The 18,924-nt window shown below is 37.2% G+C and carries 21 protein-coding genes; 19 read left to right on the forward strand and 2 right to left on the reverse strand.

Annotated features, from left to right (window positions below; all coding sequences use genetic code 11):
- Nucleotides 1-589 (reverse strand): transposase (locus EG849_RS00015; RefSeq protein WP_199732240.1); only part of this gene is annotated, 589 nt, incomplete at its 3' end.
- A 100-nt stretch (nt 590-689) separates the two neighbouring features.
- Here EG849_RS00015 and EG849_RS15535 point away from each other — a divergent pair.
- On the forward strand, nt 690-848 hold the full coding sequence (locus EG849_RS15535) for a hypothetical protein (protein ID WP_158611898.1): 159 nt from the start codon (nt 690-692) through the stop codon (nt 846-848).
- A gap of 71 nt (nt 849-919) precedes the next feature.
- Nucleotides 920-1,477 (forward strand): hypothetical protein, encoded by a 558-nt coding sequence (locus EG849_RS00020; protein WP_125011036.1) that lies wholly within the window; start codon nt 920-922, stop codon nt 1,475-1,477.
- A gap of 63 nt (nt 1,478-1,540) precedes the next feature.
- Here the strand turns inward: EG849_RS00020 and EG849_RS00025 are convergent, their stop codons facing one another.
- A complete protein-coding gene (locus EG849_RS00025; RefSeq protein WP_125011037.1) occupies nt 1,541-1,888 on the reverse strand; it encodes a toxin-antitoxin system YwqK family antitoxin in 348 nt (115 codons plus the stop codon).
- A 207-nt stretch (nt 1,889-2,095) separates the two neighbouring features.
- Between EG849_RS00025 and aspS the strand changes: the two genes are divergently transcribed.
- From aspS to EG849_RS00110, 17 genes are all read left to right on the forward strand, one after another.
- Nucleotides 2,096-3,844 carry an aspartate--tRNA ligase gene (gene aspS / locus EG849_RS00030; RefSeq protein WP_125011038.1) on the forward strand — a complete coding sequence of 583 codons (1,749 nt, stop codon included), beginning with the start codon at nt 2,096-2,098 and terminating at the stop codon, nt 3,842-3,844.
- Nucleotides 3,844-4,488 (forward strand): porin family protein, encoded by a 645-nt coding sequence (locus EG849_RS00035; protein WP_125011039.1) that lies wholly within the window; start codon nt 3,844-3,846, stop codon nt 4,486-4,488. The genes aspS and EG849_RS00035 overlap by 1 nt, the downstream gene beginning before the upstream one ends.
- Nucleotides 4,489-4,954: 466 nt before the next feature.
- Nucleotides 4,955-5,155 carry a cold-shock protein gene (locus tag EG849_RS00040; RefSeq protein ID WP_027310289.1) on the forward strand — a complete coding sequence of 67 codons (201 nt, stop codon included), beginning with the start codon at nt 4,955-4,957 and terminating at the stop codon, nt 5,153-5,155.
- Nucleotides 5,156-5,456: 301 nt separating this feature from the next.
- On the forward strand, nt 5,457-5,822 hold the full coding sequence (locus tag EG849_RS00045; protein WP_125011040.1) for an NADH-quinone oxidoreductase subunit A: 366 nt from the start codon (nt 5,457-5,459) through the stop codon (nt 5,820-5,822).
- Nucleotides 5,823-5,927: 105 nt separating this feature from the next.
- The gene (locus EG849_RS00050; RefSeq protein WP_125011041.1) at nt 5,928-6,476 is read left to right on the forward strand and encodes an NADH-quinone oxidoreductase subunit B; all 549 of its coding nucleotides are present in this window, start codon (nt 5,928-5,930) and stop codon (nt 6,474-6,476) included.
- A gap of 9 nt (nt 6,477-6,485) precedes the next feature.
- A complete protein-coding gene (locus EG849_RS00055; RefSeq protein ID WP_125011042.1) occupies nt 6,486-7,007 on the forward strand; it encodes an NADH-quinone oxidoreductase subunit C in 522 nt (173 codons plus the stop codon).
- A gap of 24 nt (nt 7,008-7,031) precedes the next feature.
- Nucleotides 7,032-8,267, forward strand: a complete 1,236-nt coding sequence (locus EG849_RS00060; protein WP_125011043.1) for an NADH-quinone oxidoreductase subunit D — start codon at nt 7,032-7,034, stop codon at nt 8,265-8,267.
- A gap of 85 nt (nt 8,268-8,352) precedes the next feature.
- A complete protein-coding gene (locus tag EG849_RS00065) occupies nt 8,353-8,877 on the forward strand; it encodes an NADH-quinone oxidoreductase subunit NuoE family protein (protein ID WP_125011044.1) in 525 nt (174 codons plus the stop codon).
- Between the two features lie 11 nt (nt 8,878-8,888).
- Nucleotides 8,889-10,256 (forward strand): NADH-quinone oxidoreductase subunit NuoF, encoded by a 1,368-nt coding sequence (gene nuoF, locus EG849_RS00070; protein WP_125011045.1) that lies wholly within the window; start codon nt 8,889-8,891, stop codon nt 10,254-10,256.
- Nucleotides 10,257-10,326: 70 nt separating this feature from the next.
- A complete protein-coding gene (locus tag EG849_RS00075) occupies nt 10,327-11,376 on the forward strand; it encodes a 2Fe-2S iron-sulfur cluster-binding protein (protein ID WP_125011046.1) in 1,050 nt (349 codons plus the stop codon).
- Nucleotides 11,377-11,381: 5 nt separating this feature from the next.
- Nucleotides 11,382-12,416, forward strand: a complete 1,035-nt coding sequence (gene nuoH / locus EG849_RS00080) for an NADH-quinone oxidoreductase subunit NuoH (protein ID WP_125011356.1) — start codon at nt 11,382-11,384, stop codon at nt 12,414-12,416.
- A 210-nt stretch (nt 12,417-12,626) separates the two neighbouring features.
- A complete protein-coding gene (locus EG849_RS00085) occupies nt 12,627-13,172 on the forward strand; it encodes a NuoI/complex I 23 kDa subunit family protein (protein WP_125011047.1) in 546 nt (181 codons plus the stop codon).
- A gap of 1 nt (nt 13,173) precedes the next feature.
- Nucleotides 13,174-13,692, forward strand: coding sequence for an NADH-quinone oxidoreductase subunit J family protein (locus EG849_RS00090; protein WP_125011048.1), 519 nt, complete (start codon nt 13,174-13,176; stop codon nt 13,690-13,692).
- Nucleotides 13,693-13,694: 2 nt separating this feature from the next.
- Nucleotides 13,695-14,015, forward strand: coding sequence for an NADH-quinone oxidoreductase subunit NuoK (nuoK, locus tag EG849_RS00095; RefSeq protein ID WP_125011049.1), 321 nt, complete (start codon nt 13,695-13,697; stop codon nt 14,013-14,015).
- A gap of 6 nt (nt 14,016-14,021) precedes the next feature.
- Entirely contained in the window at nt 14,022-15,902 is a 1,881-nt protein-coding gene (gene nuoL / locus EG849_RS00100; protein WP_125011050.1) for an NADH-quinone oxidoreductase subunit L, read from the forward strand.
- A gap of 10 nt (nt 15,903-15,912) precedes the next feature.
- On the forward strand, nt 15,913-17,352 hold the full coding sequence (locus tag EG849_RS00105) for a complex I subunit 4 family protein (protein ID WP_125011051.1): 1,440 nt from the start codon (nt 15,913-15,915) through the stop codon (nt 17,350-17,352).
- 16 nt (nt 17,353-17,368) lie between these two features.
- The gene (locus EG849_RS00110; RefSeq protein ID WP_125011052.1) at nt 17,369-18,739 is read left to right on the forward strand and encodes an NADH-quinone oxidoreductase subunit N; all 1,371 of its coding nucleotides are present in this window, start codon (nt 17,369-17,371) and stop codon (nt 18,737-18,739) included.
- Nucleotides 18,740-18,924 lie beyond the last annotated feature (185 nt).

Genomic DNA, 18,924 nt, shown 5'->3' on the forward strand with positions numbered 1-18,924 from the left:
TTAATCTTAGAGGCCACTTCTTTTTAACCAACTCATCGCCATCTCCTTGCGAGAGAATCTTATTATACTCCAATAGTTTGTTGTCAATATAAGCGATGTGACGCTCAATTTTAGCGGGATTAAAATTATTTTTCTTGGAGTTTTGAGCCCGAAGTTTAGTACTGTCGCCTGCTACAAGGCTTCCGCCAATGAGTTCAAAATGTGAAGCAAGATTGACCGTAGCGCGAAAAACGCGAGCAATAGCTTTAGGATTGTCTTTTCTAAAATTGGCAATAGTGTTGTGATCGGGAACCAAGCCTTTCATAAGCCAGATGAGCTCGATATTGCGAACACATTCTTTTTCTAAAACCCTGGAAGAACGCATACGATTGAGGTATCCGTAAATAAAAAGCTTGAGCAAATCTGCGGGATGGTACGCCGGGCGACCATTCTCAACAAAGGTAAAATCAAAACCAAAATCGGCTAGTAGTAAACTATCCACAAAGAGGTCAATCAGCCGGACTTGATTGTCTTGTGGGACTGCCTGATCGATAGAGGAAACAAAAAGGGGAATTTGACTCCTGTCGTTCCCGATGATAAACTTACCCATAAACAACTTTTTAAATACAACATAACTATCTGTTATTCAGTATTAAATATAATAAAAAGCAATAATTTATACAAGTTTTAGGAGTGCGATTTTAAGAAAATTGAATGAAAAATTAGGGGTTTTTAGACAGTTTGACGTTCCGCTTCTTTTAACTGAAATTCCTGCTGGAGCCACTCGCTTTGCACCCGCTTTTTGGCGGATGCAAGAGCTCAAGCAAAGGCACCATCAGGGCTATTTTCAAACTTTCCGCTTCTTTTAAATTTGGCATCCATCTTTGTCGAAGTCCATAACTTAAAAAAGTATTTTTTATATTGCAGTAAAATCTCGTTTATGAAAAAAATACTTGCCCTCTGCCTAGTCGCCCTTTTGCTTTCTTGCAATGCAAAAGAAGTACAGACTGTTACCATAAAAAACCAATACTCTGTTCAGCTTCCTGATTTTTTGTCAAAAGCAAAAGACCTTCACCAAGACGCCTCTTTGCAATATCAAAATGCATTGAGAGAATTTTATGTTGTGGTAATTGACGAACCAAAAAAAGAATTCTATGCTATTGCTGAAACTACTGAAGATTTTCCGGCTGATTTCAACGGGTACCACCAAATTTTAAAAAACGGACTTGAGGAAGGCATTCAAGACATTCAAATTACGCCCACAAAAGACACACAGATCAATGGCTTGAAAGCCAAAACATTTTCATTGACCGGTGAAATAGGAACCATTCCTGTTTATTATGAAGTGGCTTACGTGGAAGGAAAAGACAAATTTTACCAAATCGTCACTTGGACATTAAAAGACAACAAAGAAAAATATGCCGAACAAATGCAAAACATTGTTTCTTCGTTTAAAGAAACCGGAACCGCAAGAAGCAACGACAGAAGTAAAAAATAAAAGCACAAAAAAAATCCATTAGCAAAAAAACTAATGGATTTTTCTTTTGGAAGATAATCAGATTTAATTTCTGTTTGCAAGAGCATCTTGCTTCCAGGTTTTCACTAAAGCAACTCTGCTGTCAGAATAATCAACTTCATTTAAATTACTATCTGTCCAAAAAAACCATTTTCCGGTTTTGACGCCGTTATTATATTCTCCAAGAGATTGTTTTTTTCCATTCACATCATAAGAAACCCACTTTCCGTGAAGTTTCCCGTCTTTATATAAACCTTCTTGTTTTACTTGTCCGTTTTCATAAAAATAGGTTGCCTTTACATTTTTATCTACAATTTCATATTTGTGATCGATTTCTTGTGCAAAAACAACTCCTGAAAACATCATAATTCCTAATAGCATTAATTTTTTCATAGCTGAAGTTTTAAAATTGTTTACAATTGAATAACAAATATAAAAAATAATTTACATAAAAAAAACCTTTACTTAACAATTCGGTAACATTGACGTAAAACTTAACATTGGAATTGTATGCTTTTTAAAATTTATATCTGTAAAAAACAGGAATTGCCATTTTAAAATTCATAATTAGTCCTAAATTTGCCATCTAAAATTTTGATAATGTATAGAAGTCATAATTGTGGAGAATTAAACGCTTCACATAATAATACCGAAGTTACTCTTGCGGGTTGGGTTCAGAAATCACGCGACAAAGGTTTCATGAATTGGGTAGATTTGCGTGACCGTTATGGCATCACGCAGTTGATCTTTGACGAAAGCCGTACCGACAAAACCGTTTTTGAATTGGCAAAAACACTGGGGCGCGAATTCGTAATTCAAGTAAAAGGAACCGTAATTGAACGTGAAGCCAAAAATAAAAACATTCCAACTGGAGATATTGAAATTTTGGTTTCTGAATTGACGATTTTAAACGCAGCATTGACGCCTCCGTTTACAATTGAAGACGAAACAGACGGTGGCGAAGACATCAGAATGAAATACCGCTATTTGGACATCCGAAGAAATCCGGTAAAAAACAGCTTGCTTTTTCGCCATAAAGTGGCCATGGAAGTTCGTAAATATTTATCTGATTTGGATTTCTGCGAAGTAGAAACGCCTTATCTAATCAAATCGACTCCAGAAGGTGCAAGAGATTTCGTAGTTCCAAGCAGAATGAACGAAGGACAATTTTATGCATTGCCACAATCGCCACAAACCTTCAAGCAATTATTAATGGTGGGTGGAATGGACAAATATTTCCAAATCGTGAAATGTTTCCGTGATGAAGATTTAAGAGCCGACAGACAGCCTGAATTTACACAAATCGATTGCGAAATGGCTTTCGTGGAACAAGAAGATATTTTGAATATTTTTGAAGGCTTGACGCGTCATTTGCTTTCTACCATAAAAGGCATCGAAGTAGAGAAATTCCCAAGAATTACCTACGATTATGCCATGAAAACGTACGGTAACGACAAACCAGACATTCGTTTTGATATGAAATTTGGCGAGTTGAACGAAGTGGCCCAGCACAAAGAATTCCCTGTTTTCAATGCAGCAGAATTGGTTGTAGGAATCGCAGCTCCAGGTTGTGCAACCTACACCAGAAAAGAAATCGATAATTTAATTGATTGGGTAAAACGTCCTCAAGTGGGTGCTTCAGGAATGGTTTATGCCAAATATGAACTAGACGGAAGCATCAAATCTTCGGTAGATAAATTCTACGACCAAGAAGATTTGAAAAAATGGGCTGAAATTACGGGCGCAAAACCAGGTGATTTGATTTTAGTTCTTTCGGGTCCGGCAAACAAAACAAGAGCACAACTTTCTGCACTTCGTATGGAATTGGCAACTCGTTTAGGATTACGTAATCCAGAAGTTTTCGCACCTCTTTGGGTGGTAGATTTCCCATTATTGGAGCAAGACGAAGAAAACGGAAGATGGCACGCGATGCACCATCCGTTTACGTCTCCAAAACCAGAAGATATGGCTTTGTTAGAAACTGATCCCGGAAAAGTTCGTGCCAATGCATACGATATGGTCTTGAACGGAAACGAAATTGGTGGTGGTTCTATCCGTATTCACGATAAAGCGACACAACAATTGATGTTTAAATATTTAGGTTTCACTGAAGAGGAAGCAAAAGCACAATTCGGATTCTTGATGGACGCTTTCCAATTTGGAGCGCCACCACACGGAGGCCTGGCTTTTGGATTGGATCGATTGGTGGCTATTTTAGGCGGTCAAGAAACGATTCGTGATTTTATTGCTTTCCCAAAAAACAACTCGGGACGTGATGTAATGATTGACGCACCTTCTTTGATTGATGAAAAACAATTGGAAGAATTGCATATTAAATTGAGATCATAATGAAGAAATATCTAGTAATATTATTGATTAGCACTGCAAGTTTTGCTCAAAACAAACCAAAATTTGGAGTTAATCTTGGCGGCACTTTTTCAAACATTAGAGGAAATGAAATTGCAGATACTAACAAGTACAATGCAAATTTCTTGGTCGGAGCTTCTTTTGAACTTCCTTTGAATGAAAGATTTTCTTTACTTACAAATGTAAATTATGAAAGAAAATCTTTTAAAAATAATGTAACTGTTTATGCGGGAGATCCTTTTGATCCGGTTATTACAACAAGAAATATAGATGTAGAAGCCAGATTAGAATACATTACGATTCCTGTAAATCTTAAATATTATATTGACGCAAACAAAAAGTTCTATGTGAATGGTGGCGCATTTGTTGGCATTTTCCTAGATAGCAATACTAAAGGAGACGGAGAAAATTCAAATAATGACGAAAATTATCTGTTTAAAACACTTGATTTTGGAGCAAATCTGGGAATCGGAACAAACTTCAAAATTAACGACAAAAACAGTCTTAATTTAGAAATCAGACACAATTATGGCTTGGCTAACATCAGCAAAGTTCAAGTCTATAATGATGACAAGGTCAAAACAAATTCTTTTAACTTGATTGCAAATTGGCAGTTTGATTTATAAAATTTAAACAATTATCACTAAAGCCCCTTAGAAATCTGGGGCTTTATTTTTGAAAACATCTTTTACAATTCACATTTATAAATATTTTTTTTCTGCTTATTCTTTTACAATTTTTTAAGTCTTAGAAATAAAGAATAGGCTACAAGAAAAATATCACAAAGTATTTGAGCAAATAAAATTACCAAGGCTTTCCGAAAACGTTTGCGTAAAATCAATATTGTTTCAAAAGGAGGCGCTATTATTTGAGAAAATTAAGACAAGAATATTTTAAAATATTTAAATCCATAAAATTTAAAAAAAGGCACCTATTTTCTTTAAATTTTGAAAATCAAACCGTTGCAAACACTCATAAAAAAATTGGCTTGTTAAAAAAAGTAGATTTTTTTTCATTTTTTTAACACAAACATGTGATTTGTATTGTATTAAATATTACATTTGCTCATTATAAATTATTATTACAATTACAATGCGTACAGGTACAGTTAAATTTTTCAATGAGTCTAAAGGTTACGGATTCATTACAGACGAAGAAACAGGAAAAGACATTTTCGTTCATGCTTCAGGAATTAGAGCGGAAGAACTTCGCGAAGGTGATAGAGTATCTTACGAAGAAGAAGAAGGAAGAAAAGGTAAAGTAGCTGCTCAAGTTGCAGTTCTTGAAGACTAATATATAGCATACTATTTTTAGTTACCTCACAACTAACCGCTCCAATGGAGCGGTTTTTTTTATGTTTTTATTTTAACACAACAAATTAGTTAGTTCATCTTTTTAAGCATAACTATAGATTATTGCAAACCTTATTATTAAAAAATTAAGAAATTGATAAATAAGAGAAAACTGCATATCTGTTATTCTTATTCATTCTAAATTAAAATTAAGCACAATACAATAAGGTATTGAAAACGTTAGTGTGCGAAATCAATTATTGGCACGTATATTTGTAGTTATTTTATAAAGCAAATTATTTATGAACACAGATCAGGCTAGTTATTTTCCAATATTGATGCAATTTTTGCTTGCTGTTGGATTTGTAGTTATGACCATTATTGGTTCAAGTTTTTTAGGACCAAGAAGAAAGTCAAAAAATAAGGATAAGAGTTTTGAGTGCGGTATCGAATCTGTCGGTAATGCGCGTATTCCTTTTTCAGTAAAATACTTTTTGGTTGCAATTTTGTTTGTATTATTCGATGTAGAAGTAATTTTTATGTATCCTTGGGCAGTCAATTTCCGTGAAATGGGCTGGATGGGATTAGTAAAAATGGGCGTCTTTATGTTTCTTCTAGTAGTAGGATTTTTCTACGTATTGAAGAAAAAAGGATTGGAGTGGGAATAATAATTTAAGATTTGGAATTTCGATTTAAGATTTCTCCAAATTATATAATGAAAACAGATTTAAGTTTCTCTTTTTCTGAAATCTAAAATCTAAAATCTTTTAAAGATGAGTGATTCAAAAATAAAAATGGTAGATGCTCCACAAGGAGTTCAAGGCGAAGGCTTTTTTGCAACTAAACTTTCTGACGTTGTCGGGATGGCGCGTGCCAATTCACTTTGGCCCTTGCCTTTTGCAACTTCTTGCTGTGGTATTGAATTTATGGCCACAATGGCTTCGCATTATGACGTGGCGCGTTTTGGTTCAGAACGTATGAGTTTCTCTCCTCGCCAAGCAGATATGCTTTTGGTGATGGGAACAATTGCTAAAAAAATGGCCCCAATTTTACGCCAAGTTTACGAGCAGATGGCAGAACCAAGATGGGTTATCGCCGTCGGAGCTTGCGCTTCTTCAGGTGGAATTTTTGATACTTATTCTGTTTTGCAAGGTATTGACAAGGTAATTCCTGTGGATGTTTACGTTCCGGGCTGTCCTCCAAGACCAGAACAAATTTTGGATGGCGTGATGCGTCTGCAAGATTTGGTAAGATCTGAATCGGTAAGAAGAAGAAGTTCTCCTGAATACCAAGAATTATTAGCTTCTTATAACATTTCTTAACGAAAAATAATGGCTTTAGAAACCTCTGACATACAAAATAAGCTTGTTGCGAATTTTGAGTTGATTGCAACCAATTTTGAACAAGTACACGATATATTCACATTTGAAGTGGATTCAAAATCAAATGTGGAAGTGATGAAATTCTTAAGAGACGACAAGACCTTGCGTTTCAATTTCTTAACTGACGTTTGCGGTATCCACTATCCTGATAATGAAATCGACAGACAATTTGCAGTGGTATACCACATGCACAATTGGATGGACAATGTTCGAATCAGAATCAAATGTTTCTTAAACGGAGAAAATCCAGAAATTGAAACCGCTACAAGTTTATTTCTTGGCGCCAACTGGCAAGAAAGAGAAACCTATGATTTCTTCGGAATTATTTTCAAAGGCCATCCGCAGTTGAAACGAATTTTGAACATGGATGAAATGACTTCTTTCCCGATGCGTAAAGAATTTCCATTGGAAGATGGCGGAAGAACCGATAAAGACGACCGTTTCTTCGGAAGAACAACTGATAATTGCTAACAGCACTGAAAATATTGATATAATATGTCAGATTTATTATTACCACCAGAATTAAGATACGCCGATATCATCAAGCAACGAAAAAATGAAGACGGAAGCGAACTATCGATTCTGAATTTAGGACCTACGCACCCTGCTACCCACGGAATTTTCCAAAACATTCTTTTGATGGATGGAGAACGAATCGTGGAAGGCGAAGGAACCGTGGGTTACATTCACCGTGCTTTTGAAAAAATCGCAGAAAATAGACCTTTTTACCAAATCACGCCCTTGACAGACCGGTTAAATTACTGTTCTGCGCCCATCAACAATATGGGTTGGTGGATGACTTTGGAGAAAGCCTTAAATATAGAAGTTCCAAAACGCGTGCAATACATGCGCGTAATTATTATGGAATTGGCGCGTATTGCAGACCACATTATTTGCAGTTCTGTAATGGGTGTGGATACCGGAGCTTTAACTGGTTTCTTATATGTTTTCCAATTCAGAGAAAAAATATACGAAATCTATGAAGAAATTTGTGGCGCCCGCTTGACTACAAATATGGGAAGAATCGGTGGTTTCGAAAGAGACTGGAGCCCGAAAGCTTGGGAAAAAATCAATGCTTTTTTAGAAGAATTTCCTGAAGTTTGGAGCGAATTCGAAAACTTATTGACCCGAAACAGAATTTTTATGGACAGAACCATAAATGTTGGGGCAATTTCAGCAGAAAAAGCGATGAGCTACGGATTTACAGGTCCAAACTTAAGAGCAGCTGGAGTGGATTATGACGTCAGAGTGATGCAACCTTATAGTTCTTACGAAGATTTTGATTTCAAAGTTCCCGTAGGACAATCAGGCGATACCTATGACCGTTTCTGCGTAAGAAATGCAGAAGTTTGGGAAAGTTTAAGCATCATCAAACAAGCGATTGCAAAATTACCAGAAGGTCCTTTCCACGCAAATGTTCCTGATTATTATTTACCGCCAAAAGAAGACGTTTACACCACAATGGAAGCCTTGATCTATCACTTTAAAATTGTAATGGGAGAAGTTCCGGTTCCAATAACAGAAGTATACCACCCGGTGGAAGGCGGAAACGGAGAATTAGGTTTTTACTTAATCACAGACGGTTCAAGAACACCTTTTAGACTGCATTTCAGGAGACCTTGTTTTATTTATTACCAAGCTTACAATGATATGGTAAAAGGACAAATGCTTTCTGATGCCATCGCAACCTTGTCAAGTTTGAACGTAATTGCAGGAGAATTAGACGCTTAAAATAGAATTATAAAAGATGAATTATAAATTGTTAGACTTTGAAGAAATTCAAAATTTATAATTAATAATTCAAAATTCAGAAAAAATGGAAGTTTCGCATATCAAACAAGAAATAAACATGACAGAAGCCTTGATGCAACGCATCAATGAGCTTTTGAGCCATTATCCAGCGGACAAGAAAAAATCAGCGCTCTTGCCGGTTTTACACGATGTTCAAGATGCTCACGACAATTGGTTGAGTATTGAATTGATGGATAAAGTGGCCGAAATACTTGAAATCAAACCTATTGAAGTTTATGAAGTAGTGTCTTTTTACACGATGTTCAACAGACGCCCGATCGGTAAATTTATGTTTGAATTCTGCCAAACTTCGTCGTGCTGTTTGCGCGGCGCTGAAAATTTAATAGACTATACTTGTGATAAGTTAGGCGTTAAATTAGGCGAAACCAGCGCTGACGGAATGTTCGAAGTAAAAGCGGTGGAATGTTTAGGCGCTTGTGGTTATGCGCCAATGCTACAATTGGGAGATTTCTACAAAGAAAATCTTACGAAAGAAAAAATTGACCAACTGATAGAGGATTGTAAAGAAGGTAAAATAAGCTTACACTAATAATAGAAATTATGTCAAAGAAAATATTATTAGACAAAATAAATGTTCCAGGGATCAAGACGTATGAAGTATATCGTCGTGAAGGCGGTTATGCTTCTGTTGAAAAAGCCCTGAAAACAATGACTCCAGACGAGATCGTTACTGAAGTTAAGAACTCAGGATTAAAAGGTCGCGGTGGTGCTGGTTTCCCAATGGGAATGAAATGGAGTTTCATTGACAAGAAATCGGGCAACCCGAGACACTTGGTTTGCAACGCTGATGAGTCAGAACCGGGAACTTTTAAAGACCGTTATTTGATGGAATACATGCCCCACCTTTTGATCGAAGGTATGATTACCGCAAGTTTCGCGCTTGAAGCACACCTTTCTTACATTTATATTCGTGGAGAATATATGTGGGTATACAAGATTTTAGAAAACGCCATTAAAGAAGCGTATGCTGCAGGATGGTTAGGAAAAAATATTTTAGGAACAGGTTATGACCTAGATCTTCACGTTCACGTGGGCGCTGGTGCTTATATCTGTGGAGAAGAAACAGCATTAATTGAATCTTTGGAGGGTAAAAGAGGAAATCCTCGTATCAAGCCGCCATTTCCTGCAATCAGCGGTTTATGGGCAAATCCAACGGTGGTTAATAACGTAGAATCTATCGCAACCGTCCCTTATATCGTAAACAATTCTGGTGCAGAATATGCAAAAATCGGAACTGAAAAATCGACGGGTACCAAATTAATTTCTGCTTCGGGACACGTTAAAAATCCTGGCGTTTATGAAATTGAATTGGGATTGAGCGTTTATGAATTTATGAATTCTGACGAATATTTAGGAGGAATGTTAGACGACAGGCCTTTAAAAGCGTTAGTTCCTGGAGGTTCCTCTGTGCCAATCTTGCCTGCTCATTTAATTTATAAAACGGCTAATGGTGACGACAGATTAATGTCGTATGAATCCTTAAGCGACGGTGGTTTTGCCACTGGTTCCATGTTGGGTTCAGGAGGTTTCATTGTTTACAATGACACTTCTTGCATCGTGAGAAACACTTGGAATTTTGCAAGATTTTACCACCACGAAAGCTGTGGCCAATGTTCTCCTTGCCGTGAAGGCACGGGATGGCTTGAAAAAGTATTGCACCGAATCGAAACTGGCCACGGCCGCGAAGAAGATATCGATTTGCTTTGGGACATCCAGAGAAAAATTGAAGGAAACACAATTTGCCCATTAGGAGATGCGGCAGCTTGGCCGGTTGCAGCAGCGATCCGCCATTTTAGAGATGAATTTGAGTACCATGTTCGTTTCCCAGAAAAAATTAAAAACAGAGACCATTATGTAGCGGAGCCTTTTGAAAAGGTAAAGCATTTGGTAGCAAAGCAAACAGTTTAATAAGTTTGGCGTTTAAAGTTGAAAGTTGCAAAACCTTAAACTTTAAGCCTTAAACTTTCAAAATAAAAGAATGAAAGTAACAATAGACGGTCAAACTATAGAAGTAGCGCCAGGAACCACAATCCTGCAAGCTGCTCGAATGATTGGGGGAGAATCAGTGCCGCCAACGATGTGCTATTACTCAAAATTAAAAGGTTCTGGCGGAAAATGCCGTGCCTGTTTGGTGGAAGTTGCTAAAGGAAGTGAAGCTGATCCAAGACCAATGCCAAAATTAATGGCTTCGTGCGTAACGGGCGTTATGGACGGTATGGAAGTGAACAGCATCAAATCGGAGCGTGTTACCGAAGCAAGAAAATCAGTTACTGAATTTTTGCTTATCAACCACCCTTTAGATTGCCCTGTCTGTGACCAAGCCGGAGAATGTGATTTGCAAAACTTGAGCTTCAAGCATGGCAAATCGCAAACGCGCTACATTGAAGAAAAAAGAACTTTTGAGCCAGAAGATATCGGTCCGAATATTCAATTGCACATGAACCGCTGCATTTTGTGCTACAGATGTGTGATGGTTGCTGACCAATTGACTGACAATCGCGTTCACGGAGTTATGGACAGGGGCGACCACTCTAACATTTCGACGTGTATTTCAAAAGCGATTGACAATGAGTTTTCTGGAAATATGATTGATGTCTGCCCTGTTGGAGCTTTGACTGACAAAACTTTCCGTTTTAAACAGCGAGTTTGGTTCAACAAGCCTTACAACGCGCACAGAGAATGTAAAACTCCGGGATGTTGCGGCAAGACAACCGTGTGGATGTTTGGTAACGAAATCCAAAGAGTCACGGGAAGAAAAGATGAATTTCACGAAGTAGAAGAATTCATCTGCAACGAATGCCGATTTGACCATAAAGATACGAAAGACTGGGTTATTGAAGGACCAAGAAAATTCGAAAAAGATTCAGTTATCAACCAAAATAATTATACCCAAAAATTAGACACGGTTGTGATCGAAACAGAAAAAGGAATCTTGAAAGGACGCGACCAAGACAGAAAAAAAATCAGCATGCCAGCAATTCCTTTGAAAAGAGAAGAGCAAGAGGCATTTAAGGAAGGTAATATTTAATCATGATGGATAGCACTATTATTATAGAAAAAGGGATTTTCATTGTCATCATTTTTGCAATTACAATGTTGATGGCGATGTATTCTACGCTTGCAGAACGAAAAGTAGCTGCCTGGCTTCAAGACCGTATTGGTCCCAACAGAGCTGGAAAAGGTGGTATTTTGCAACCGCTTGCTGATGGTTTGAAATTATTTTCTAAAGAAGAATTTTTACCCGACACTCCAAATAAATTTTTATTCGTAGTGGGTCCTGCAGTCTCCATGAGTGTGGCCTTGATGACAAGTGCCGTAATTCCGTGGGGAGATAAATTGCACTTATTCGGAAGAGATATTATTTTGCAGGCAACAGATATTGATGTTGCCATCTTATATGTTTTCGGAGTTTTGTCTGTTGGCGTTTATGGAATTATGATTGGAGGCTGGGCTTCTAACAACAAATTCTCGTTAATGTCAGCAATGAGGGCTGCTTCGCAAATGATTTCTTATGAAGTGGCGATGGGACTTTCTATCATTGCGCTGATCATGATGACCGGAACGTTGAGCTTGAGAGAAATTTCACTGCAACAAAGCGGAATGAACTGGAATATTTTTTACCAGCCTTTAGGATTCATTATCTTTTTGGTATGTTCGTTCGCTGAAACCAACAGGACGCCTTTTGACTTGGCGGAATGTGAGGCCGAATTAATTGGAGGGTACCACACTGAATATTCGTCAATGAGAATGGGATTTTATTTGTTCGCTGAATACGCGAGCATGTTTATCTCTTCAACAATCTTGGCGGTTTTATACCTTGGTGCTTATAATTATCCAGGAATGGCTTGGGCTGTTGAAAATTGGGGCGTGAATATTGCAAACGTAATCGGGATTTTCGTATTATTTGGCAAAATCTGTTTCTTCATCTTTTTCTTTATGTGGGTAAGATGGACGATTCCAAGATTTAGATATGACCAGTTAATGCGCTTGGGATGGCAGATGCTGATTCCGTTGGCGATTGCAAATATTGTGATTACGGGAGTTGTGATCTTGCTGTTTGACAGCTAAGGGCTGACAACGATTGGTCTAAAAGTTTAAAGAATTCGAATAGTTTGATAAATAGCCCCGATTGAAGAGGAAATGCTTTTTCTTTTTTCTAGAACCTGAATTTATTTCAGGTTCTAGAAAAAAGAAAAAGATTGCAACGGAAAGCGGGAAAATGGATGGCTGAAACAAAAGAACGTTTCGCTTCAAAATAAAAAAGAAATATATACTGATATGTCAATAGAAACTGTATCATTATCGGGAAGAAAAACGCAGGTTTCCAACAAGAAGATGACCTTCTTGGAGAGCCTGTATCTTGTGGCGATTGTGAAAGGATTGTTCATCACGATCAAACACTTGTTCACCAGAAAAGTGACGATTAAATATCCAGAACAAAAGAGAGAAATGAGCCCCGTGTATCGTGGCCAGCATATGTTGATGCGTGATGACGAAGGTCGCGAGCGCTGTACGGCGTGCGGACTTTGTGCCCTTTCTTGTCCTGCGGAAGCGATCACGATGAAAGCTGAAGAAAGAAAGCCGGAAGAGAAACACCTGTACAGAGAAGAAAAATATGCTTCGATCTATGAGATCAACATGTTGCGCTGCATTTTCTGTGGCTTGTGTGAGGAAGCTTGCCCAAAACAGGCGATCTACTTGACGACTTCAAAGAAAATCGTCCAGGCAGATTATGACCGTGGCGAATTCATTTATGGAAAAGATAAATTGGTGATGCCATTAGAGCAAGCTTTGAATAATACTAAATTGAAAACGGCTAATTAATATGTTGACAACTGTATTTTATATTTTATCGGCGCTGACCTTGGCAACGGCTTTTTTGACCATCTTGACCAAAAACCCAATCCACAGTGCCATTTATTTGGTGATCTGTTTCTTTACGATTGCCGGACATTATTTGATGTTTAACGCTCAGTTTTTGGCAGTGGTGCACATCATTGTATATTCTGGAGCAATCATGATTTTGCTGCTCTTTACGATCATGTTGATGAACCTCAATAAAGAAGACGAACCTAACAAGCGGGGCTTGACCATCATTGCGGCCGTAGCTTCTTTCTGTTTGGTCTGCTTCGTGCTTTTGGCTGCTTTTTTGAAATCGATGCCAATTATTGAAGAATATTATGTTTCAGGCGAAGACTACCAATCTATCAAAATTCTTGGGCAGGTTTTGCTTGATGAAAAAGAAGGATTTATGGTTCCGTTTGAATTTGCTTCGGTATTGCTGTTGGTATCAATGATTGGAGCGGTTTTATTGTCTAAAAAAGAAGAAAAAATAAGCGTATAGTTATGCAAAATGTTTTACAAGAAATAGGCGTTGACAACTATATTTATCTTTCTACAATTTTATTTTGTATTGGGATATTTGGAGTATTGTTCAGAAGAAACGCTATCGTGATGTTTATGTCAATCGAGATCATGCTGAATGCAGTCAATCTTTTATTGGTTGTTTTTTCAACGTACCACCAAGATGCTGCTGGACAAGTTTTTGTATTCTTTTCAATGGCTGTCGCTGCTGCGGAAGTTGCCGTTGGATTGGCAATTCTGGTGGGAATCTACAGAAACATCCATTCGATCGATATTGACAAATTAAAAAATTTAAAAGGATAATCCCTAATGGAGACAAGCTTACTACTAACTTTATTACTGGCCCCATTCGCAGGGTTTTTATTCAATATATTCTTTGGAAAAAAAGTCAGCAGAAACATTTCTGGAACCATCGGCACTATTGCCGTTGCCGTTTCTTTCATCGTTTCCCTGAACTTCTTCTTTCAGATAAACAGTACAAAACAGCCTATTCTTATTGATTTATTTCAATGGATGACTTTAGAAAACTTTAATGTAAATTTCAGTTTCTTGCTAGACCAACTTTCTGTTCTTTGGTTGCTTTTTGTTACCGGAATCGGAACTTTAATTCACATCTACTCGATCAGCTATATGCACGATGACGAAAATTTAAATAAGTTTTTTGCTTACTTAAACCTATTCATCTTCTTTATGATCATGTTGGTTGTGGGTTCAAACTTGCTGATCATGTTCATCGGCTGGGAAGGTGTTGGACTTTGTTCTTACCTATTAATCGGTTTCTGGTATAAAAACCAAGATTATAATGATGCGGCTAAAAAAGCCTTCATCATGAACCGAATAGGAGATTTAGGCTTCTTGGTGGGTGTATTTATTTTGGGCTATTTATTTAATTCTATAGATTTTGCCACCATGAAAACGGCAATTGCTTCCGGACAATCAGTTGATTTAGGCTGGTTAGGTTTTGCCACTCTATGTCTTTTCATTGGAGCTTCAGGAAAATCGGCACAAATTCCACTTTACACGTGGTTGCCTGACGCGATGGCTGGACCGACTCCAGTTTCTGCATTGATTCACGCGGCAACGATGGTAACGGCTGGTATTTTTATGATCACAAGATTAAACTTCTTGTTTGATTTGACGCCAGATGTTCAAATGATTATTGCGGTTGTCGGTGCTGTAACCTCTTTAGTTGCTGCCTTTATCGCCTTGGTTCAAAACGACATCAAAAAAGTTTTGGCTTACTCTACGGTTTCACAATTAGGATTGATGTTCTTGGCTTTAGGCTTAGGAGCTTATGAAATTGCTGTTTTCCACGTGATCACGCACGCTTTCTTTAAAGCTTGCCTGTTCTTAGGTTCAGGTTCAGTTATCCACGCCTTGGGCGGTGAACAGGATATGAGAAAAATGGGTGGCTTGAGAAAATACATGAAAGTAACTTATATCACTTTCTTCATTGCCACTTTAGCCATTTCGGGCATTCCAATTTTTGCAGGTTTCTTCTCAAAAGATGAAATCTTAATGGTGGCTTTCCACGAGAACAAAGCGCTTTGGGCCATCGCCTCTTTGGCTTCGATCATGACTGCTTTTTATATGTTTAGACTTTTATATCTTACATTCTTTAAAGAATTCAGAGGAACAGAAGAGCAAAAGCATCACTTGCACGAATCACCAAGCCTGATCACTTTTCCATTAGTTGTTTTGGCTATTCTTTCTACGGTTGGAGGTTTTATCAGCTTTCCTGGAAACAGCTGGCTGAATGGTTACCTGACACCAATTTTCATTGGAGCAAGGGAAGAGCATCATTTAGACGGAACGACGTATATGTTGATGGGAATTGCGGTTATCGGCGCCTTGATCGGAATTGGGATGGCATATTCAAACTATATCAAAAAATCACAAGTACCAAGCGAAGACAGCGAAATCACTGGCTTTGCAAAGGTTTTATACAATAAATTTTATGTAGATGAAATTTATATGGCGGTTATCGTGAAGCCAATTTATGCTATTGCAAGCTTCTCGAAAAACTTTATTGAAACAGCCATTTCCGGATTTGTTTTCGGATTAGGAAAAGTAACAAATATCGTTGGAAATCAAGGAAAAGCAATTCAAAACGGAAGCGTTGGTTTTTACCTTTTCGTTTTTGTAATCGCCTCTGCATCATTCATCGCCTATTTATTTTTAGCACAATAATTTATCACTAATGGACGTATCTTTATTATTAATTATTTTATTAGTTGGAGCAATTGCCACTTTCTTGTCAGGAGATAAATGGGCTTCAAAAACAGCTTTGGTATTTAGCTTGGCTGCTTTCGGTGCATCGCTTTACCTTTTAAGCTTGTATAACGCGGGACAGAATATCAACTTCATCGCACGATGGATTTCTGTACCTAACATTTCACTTTCGTTTAAAGCAGATGGATTGGCATTGGCATTAGTATTGCTGACCACGGCATTAACACCACTAATTTTATTCTCTTCTTTTGGAAATTCATACGATAAATCAAGAAATTTCTATGGTTTAGTAATGCTTATGGTTTTTGCTATGGCAGGAACTTTCTTGAGTGATGACGGTTTCTTATATTATATTTTCTGGGAAATTGCTTTAATTCCGATCTACTTCATAGCCTTGATTTGGGGTAATGGTAATCCGCAAAGCAGAAGAAAAGCAGTGGTGAAATTTTTCATTTACACATTTGCAGGTTCGTTATTTATGCTTGTTTCTTTCATCTATTTATATTTAAGAGCTGGAAGTTTCTTGTGGGCTGATTTGACAAGTGTTGAATTGACTGCAAGAGAACAATTTTGGATATTCTTAGGTTTCTTTATGGCATATGCTATCAAGATTCCGCTTATACCTTTTCATACTTGGCAAGCCAAAGTATACCAAAAAGCACCCGCAGTTGGGACAATGCTTTTGTCTGGAATTATGTTGAAAATGGCACTTTACAGCATCATCAGATGGCAATTGCCAATTGCACCAGTTGCTGCAAAAGAATACATGTTTTATTTCATCGGATTAAGCGTTGCTGGAGTAATCTATGGTTCAATCATCGCCTTGAAACAAAAAGATCTTAAAAAATTATTGGCTTATTCTTCTCTTGCCCACGTTGGATTAATTGCTGCCGGTATATACACTTTGACTTTAGACGGTCTTCGTGGAGCGGTTTTGCAAATGATCTCACACGGATTTGTAATTGTTGGCTTATTCTTCGCAGCTGAAATTATTTCTAGAAGATATAACACTACTAAAATTTCAGAAATGGGCGGTATCCGAATTCAATCTACAAAATTCACTTCCATGTTTATGATTTTGGTATTGGCTTCTATTTCATTGCCAGGAACTTTCAACTTCATTGGAGAATTTGCATTGCTTTACGGCTTGACGCAAGTGAACATTTGGGTTGCCATTTTAGCAGGAACAACAATCATTTTAGGAGCTTTTTATATGTTGAAAATGTTCCAAAAAGTGATGCTTGGAAAGAAAAATGAAAAACTTTTTGCAGACGTTAACTTTAACGAAGGTTTTTCAATGGTCATAATTATTGCTGTTTTATTGTTTTTCGGATTGTATCCAAAACCAATCGTGGATTTAATTACGCCAAGCTTAGAACAGATTTTAGCAGTTATAAACAGAATTTAATTTAGTCAGATATAAAATGTATACATTAATAGCTATTGTCGCATTGGGAGTTTTATGCCTCATCGTTGAAATTTTTAACGGTAGAAAAGCAATTGTTCCTATAACAATTGTTGGTTTACTTGCCATCTTAGGATTGACTGCGACAGGTTTCAATGACTCGGCAGATACTTTCAACAACATGATTGTATTTGACAATTTTGCAACTACATTCTCTTGTTTATTCATTGTTTTAACGATTTTCTTGGTTGCGTTGTCGCCTAATTTTCACGAAAAACAAATCACCAAAATATCCGATTTTATTTCTATAAAATTATTTCTTTTGTCGGGTGGTGTAGCCATGGTCGCTTTTGGCAACTTATCTATGTTTTTCTTAGGAATTGAAATCCTTTCTATTGCTTTGTATGTTTTAGCCGCAAGCGATCGCTTGAGCATAAAAAGTAACGAAGCGGGTATGAAATATTTCTTGATGGGAGCTTTCGCTTCTGGATTTATCTTATTTGGTATTGCCTTGATTTACGGAGCTACGGGTTCATTTGACATGGCAACAATTCAAGAAGCTGGTTCTTCTGCTGATGTGGAAGATTGGTTTTATATTGGAGCTATATTGTTAAGTATCGGTATGCTTTTTAAAGTTGCTGCAGCACCATTTCACTTTTGGGCTCCTGATGTTTATGAAGGTTCACCTGCTTTGACAACTGCATTAATGAGTACATTAACTAAAGTTATAGCAATGGCTGCGTTCTTCAAATTAGTTGGAGCAATGAACGTAAACCTTCCTTATTCTTCTCAAACTGCAATTATCGTGATTTCAATCTTGTCTATGACTATTGGAAACATAATGGCTTTGAAACAAACCAATGTAAAAAGAATGTTGGCCTTTTCAGGAATTTCTCACGCCGGTTTCATGCTGATGACACTTTTGGCCGTTACCACTTCTGCAGGTGTTTTATTATATTATGCTTCGGCTTATGCTTTATCAGGAATCGCAGCATTTGCAGTAATTTTATATGTCACAAAAGACAAAGACAACGAAGATATTTTCAATTTCAATGGATTAGGAAAAACAAGTCCGGTTTTAGCAGGAGTTTTAACCTGTTCTTTGCTTTCAATGGCGGGAATTCCAATATTTTCAGGTTTCTTTGCTAAAGTTTTCTTGTTTGGGCAAATGCTAAACGCAGGTCACATTGTTTTAGTAATTGTTGCGGTAGTAAACTCAATCATCAGTGTGGGCTATTATTTCAAACTGATTTTGGCCATGTACACCAAAGAGGCTACTGAAGAAGCAAGACCGGTTCCATTCGTGTTTCACGCCGTTGCTGTAAGCGCAATTGCCTTAAATATCGCAATCGGATTGTATCCTTCATTTTTATTAGATTTATTGAATTAAAATTTCAAAATTTACATATTAAAAAAGGCTGTCTAAAATTTAGACAGCCTTTTTTAATATGTAAGCAATTGTATTTAAACCACAGTATAACTACCATCCGCAATGATATAATTTCCCGCAACAAAAGAAGATAAATAAAACTTAAAAAAATATAAGCTCATTATTTACAATAAGATTGCCAGCAA

This window comes from Flavobacterium macacae (assembly GCF_003865365.1).
GTDB lineage: Bacteria > Bacteroidota > Bacteroidia > Flavobacteriales > Flavobacteriaceae > Flavobacterium > Flavobacterium macacae.

What these genes read in the sequence shown, in the direction of transcription:
- EG849_RS00020 (WP_125011036.1), top strand. Translation starts at nt 920, where the DNA reads ATGAAAAAAATACTTGCCCTCTGCCTAGTCGCCCTTTTGCTTTCTTGC.
- EG849_RS00025 (WP_125011037.1), bottom strand. Translation starts at nt 1,888, where the DNA reads ATGAAAAAATTAATGCTATTAGGAATTATGATGTTTTCAGGAGTTGTT.
- aspS (WP_125011038.1), top strand. Translation starts at nt 2,096, where the DNA reads ATGTATAGAAGTCATAATTGTGGAGAATTAAACGCTTCACATAATAAT.
- EG849_RS00035 (WP_125011039.1), top strand. Translation starts at nt 3,844, where the DNA reads ATGAAGAAATATCTAGTAATATTATTGATTAGCACTGCAAGTTTTGCT.
- EG849_RS00040 (WP_027310289.1), top strand. Translation starts at nt 4,955, where the DNA reads ATGCGTACAGGTACAGTTAAATTTTTCAATGAGTCTAAAGGTTACGGA.
- EG849_RS00045 (WP_125011040.1), top strand. Translation starts at nt 5,457, where the DNA reads ATGAACACAGATCAGGCTAGTTATTTTCCAATATTGATGCAATTTTTG.
- EG849_RS00050 (WP_125011041.1), top strand. Translation starts at nt 5,928, where the DNA reads ATGAGTGATTCAAAAATAAAAATGGTAGATGCTCCACAAGGAGTTCAA.
- EG849_RS00055 (WP_125011042.1), top strand. Translation starts at nt 6,486, where the DNA reads ATGGCTTTAGAAACCTCTGACATACAAAATAAGCTTGTTGCGAATTTT.
- EG849_RS00060 (WP_125011043.1), top strand. Translation starts at nt 7,032, where the DNA reads ATGTCAGATTTATTATTACCACCAGAATTAAGATACGCCGATATCATC.
- EG849_RS00065 (WP_125011044.1), top strand. Translation starts at nt 8,353, where the DNA reads ATGGAAGTTTCGCATATCAAACAAGAAATAAACATGACAGAAGCCTTG.
- nuoF (WP_125011045.1), top strand. Translation starts at nt 8,889, where the DNA reads ATGTCAAAGAAAATATTATTAGACAAAATAAATGTTCCAGGGATCAAG.
- EG849_RS00075 (WP_125011046.1), top strand. Translation starts at nt 10,327, where the DNA reads ATGAAAGTAACAATAGACGGTCAAACTATAGAAGTAGCGCCAGGAACC.
- nuoH (WP_125011356.1), top strand. Translation starts at nt 11,382, where the DNA reads ATGGATAGCACTATTATTATAGAAAAAGGGATTTTCATTGTCATCATT.
- EG849_RS00085 (WP_125011047.1), top strand. Translation starts at nt 12,627, where the DNA reads ATGTCAATAGAAACTGTATCATTATCGGGAAGAAAAACGCAGGTTTCC.
- EG849_RS00090 (WP_125011048.1), top strand. Translation starts at nt 13,174, where the DNA reads ATGTTGACAACTGTATTTTATATTTTATCGGCGCTGACCTTGGCAACG.
- nuoK (WP_125011049.1), top strand. Translation starts at nt 13,695, where the DNA reads ATGCAAAATGTTTTACAAGAAATAGGCGTTGACAACTATATTTATCTT.
- nuoL (WP_125011050.1), top strand. Translation starts at nt 14,022, where the DNA reads ATGGAGACAAGCTTACTACTAACTTTATTACTGGCCCCATTCGCAGGG.
- EG849_RS00105 (WP_125011051.1), top strand. Translation starts at nt 15,913, where the DNA reads ATGGACGTATCTTTATTATTAATTATTTTATTAGTTGGAGCAATTGCC.
- EG849_RS00110 (WP_125011052.1), top strand. Translation starts at nt 17,369, where the DNA reads ATGTATACATTAATAGCTATTGTCGCATTGGGAGTTTTATGCCTCATC.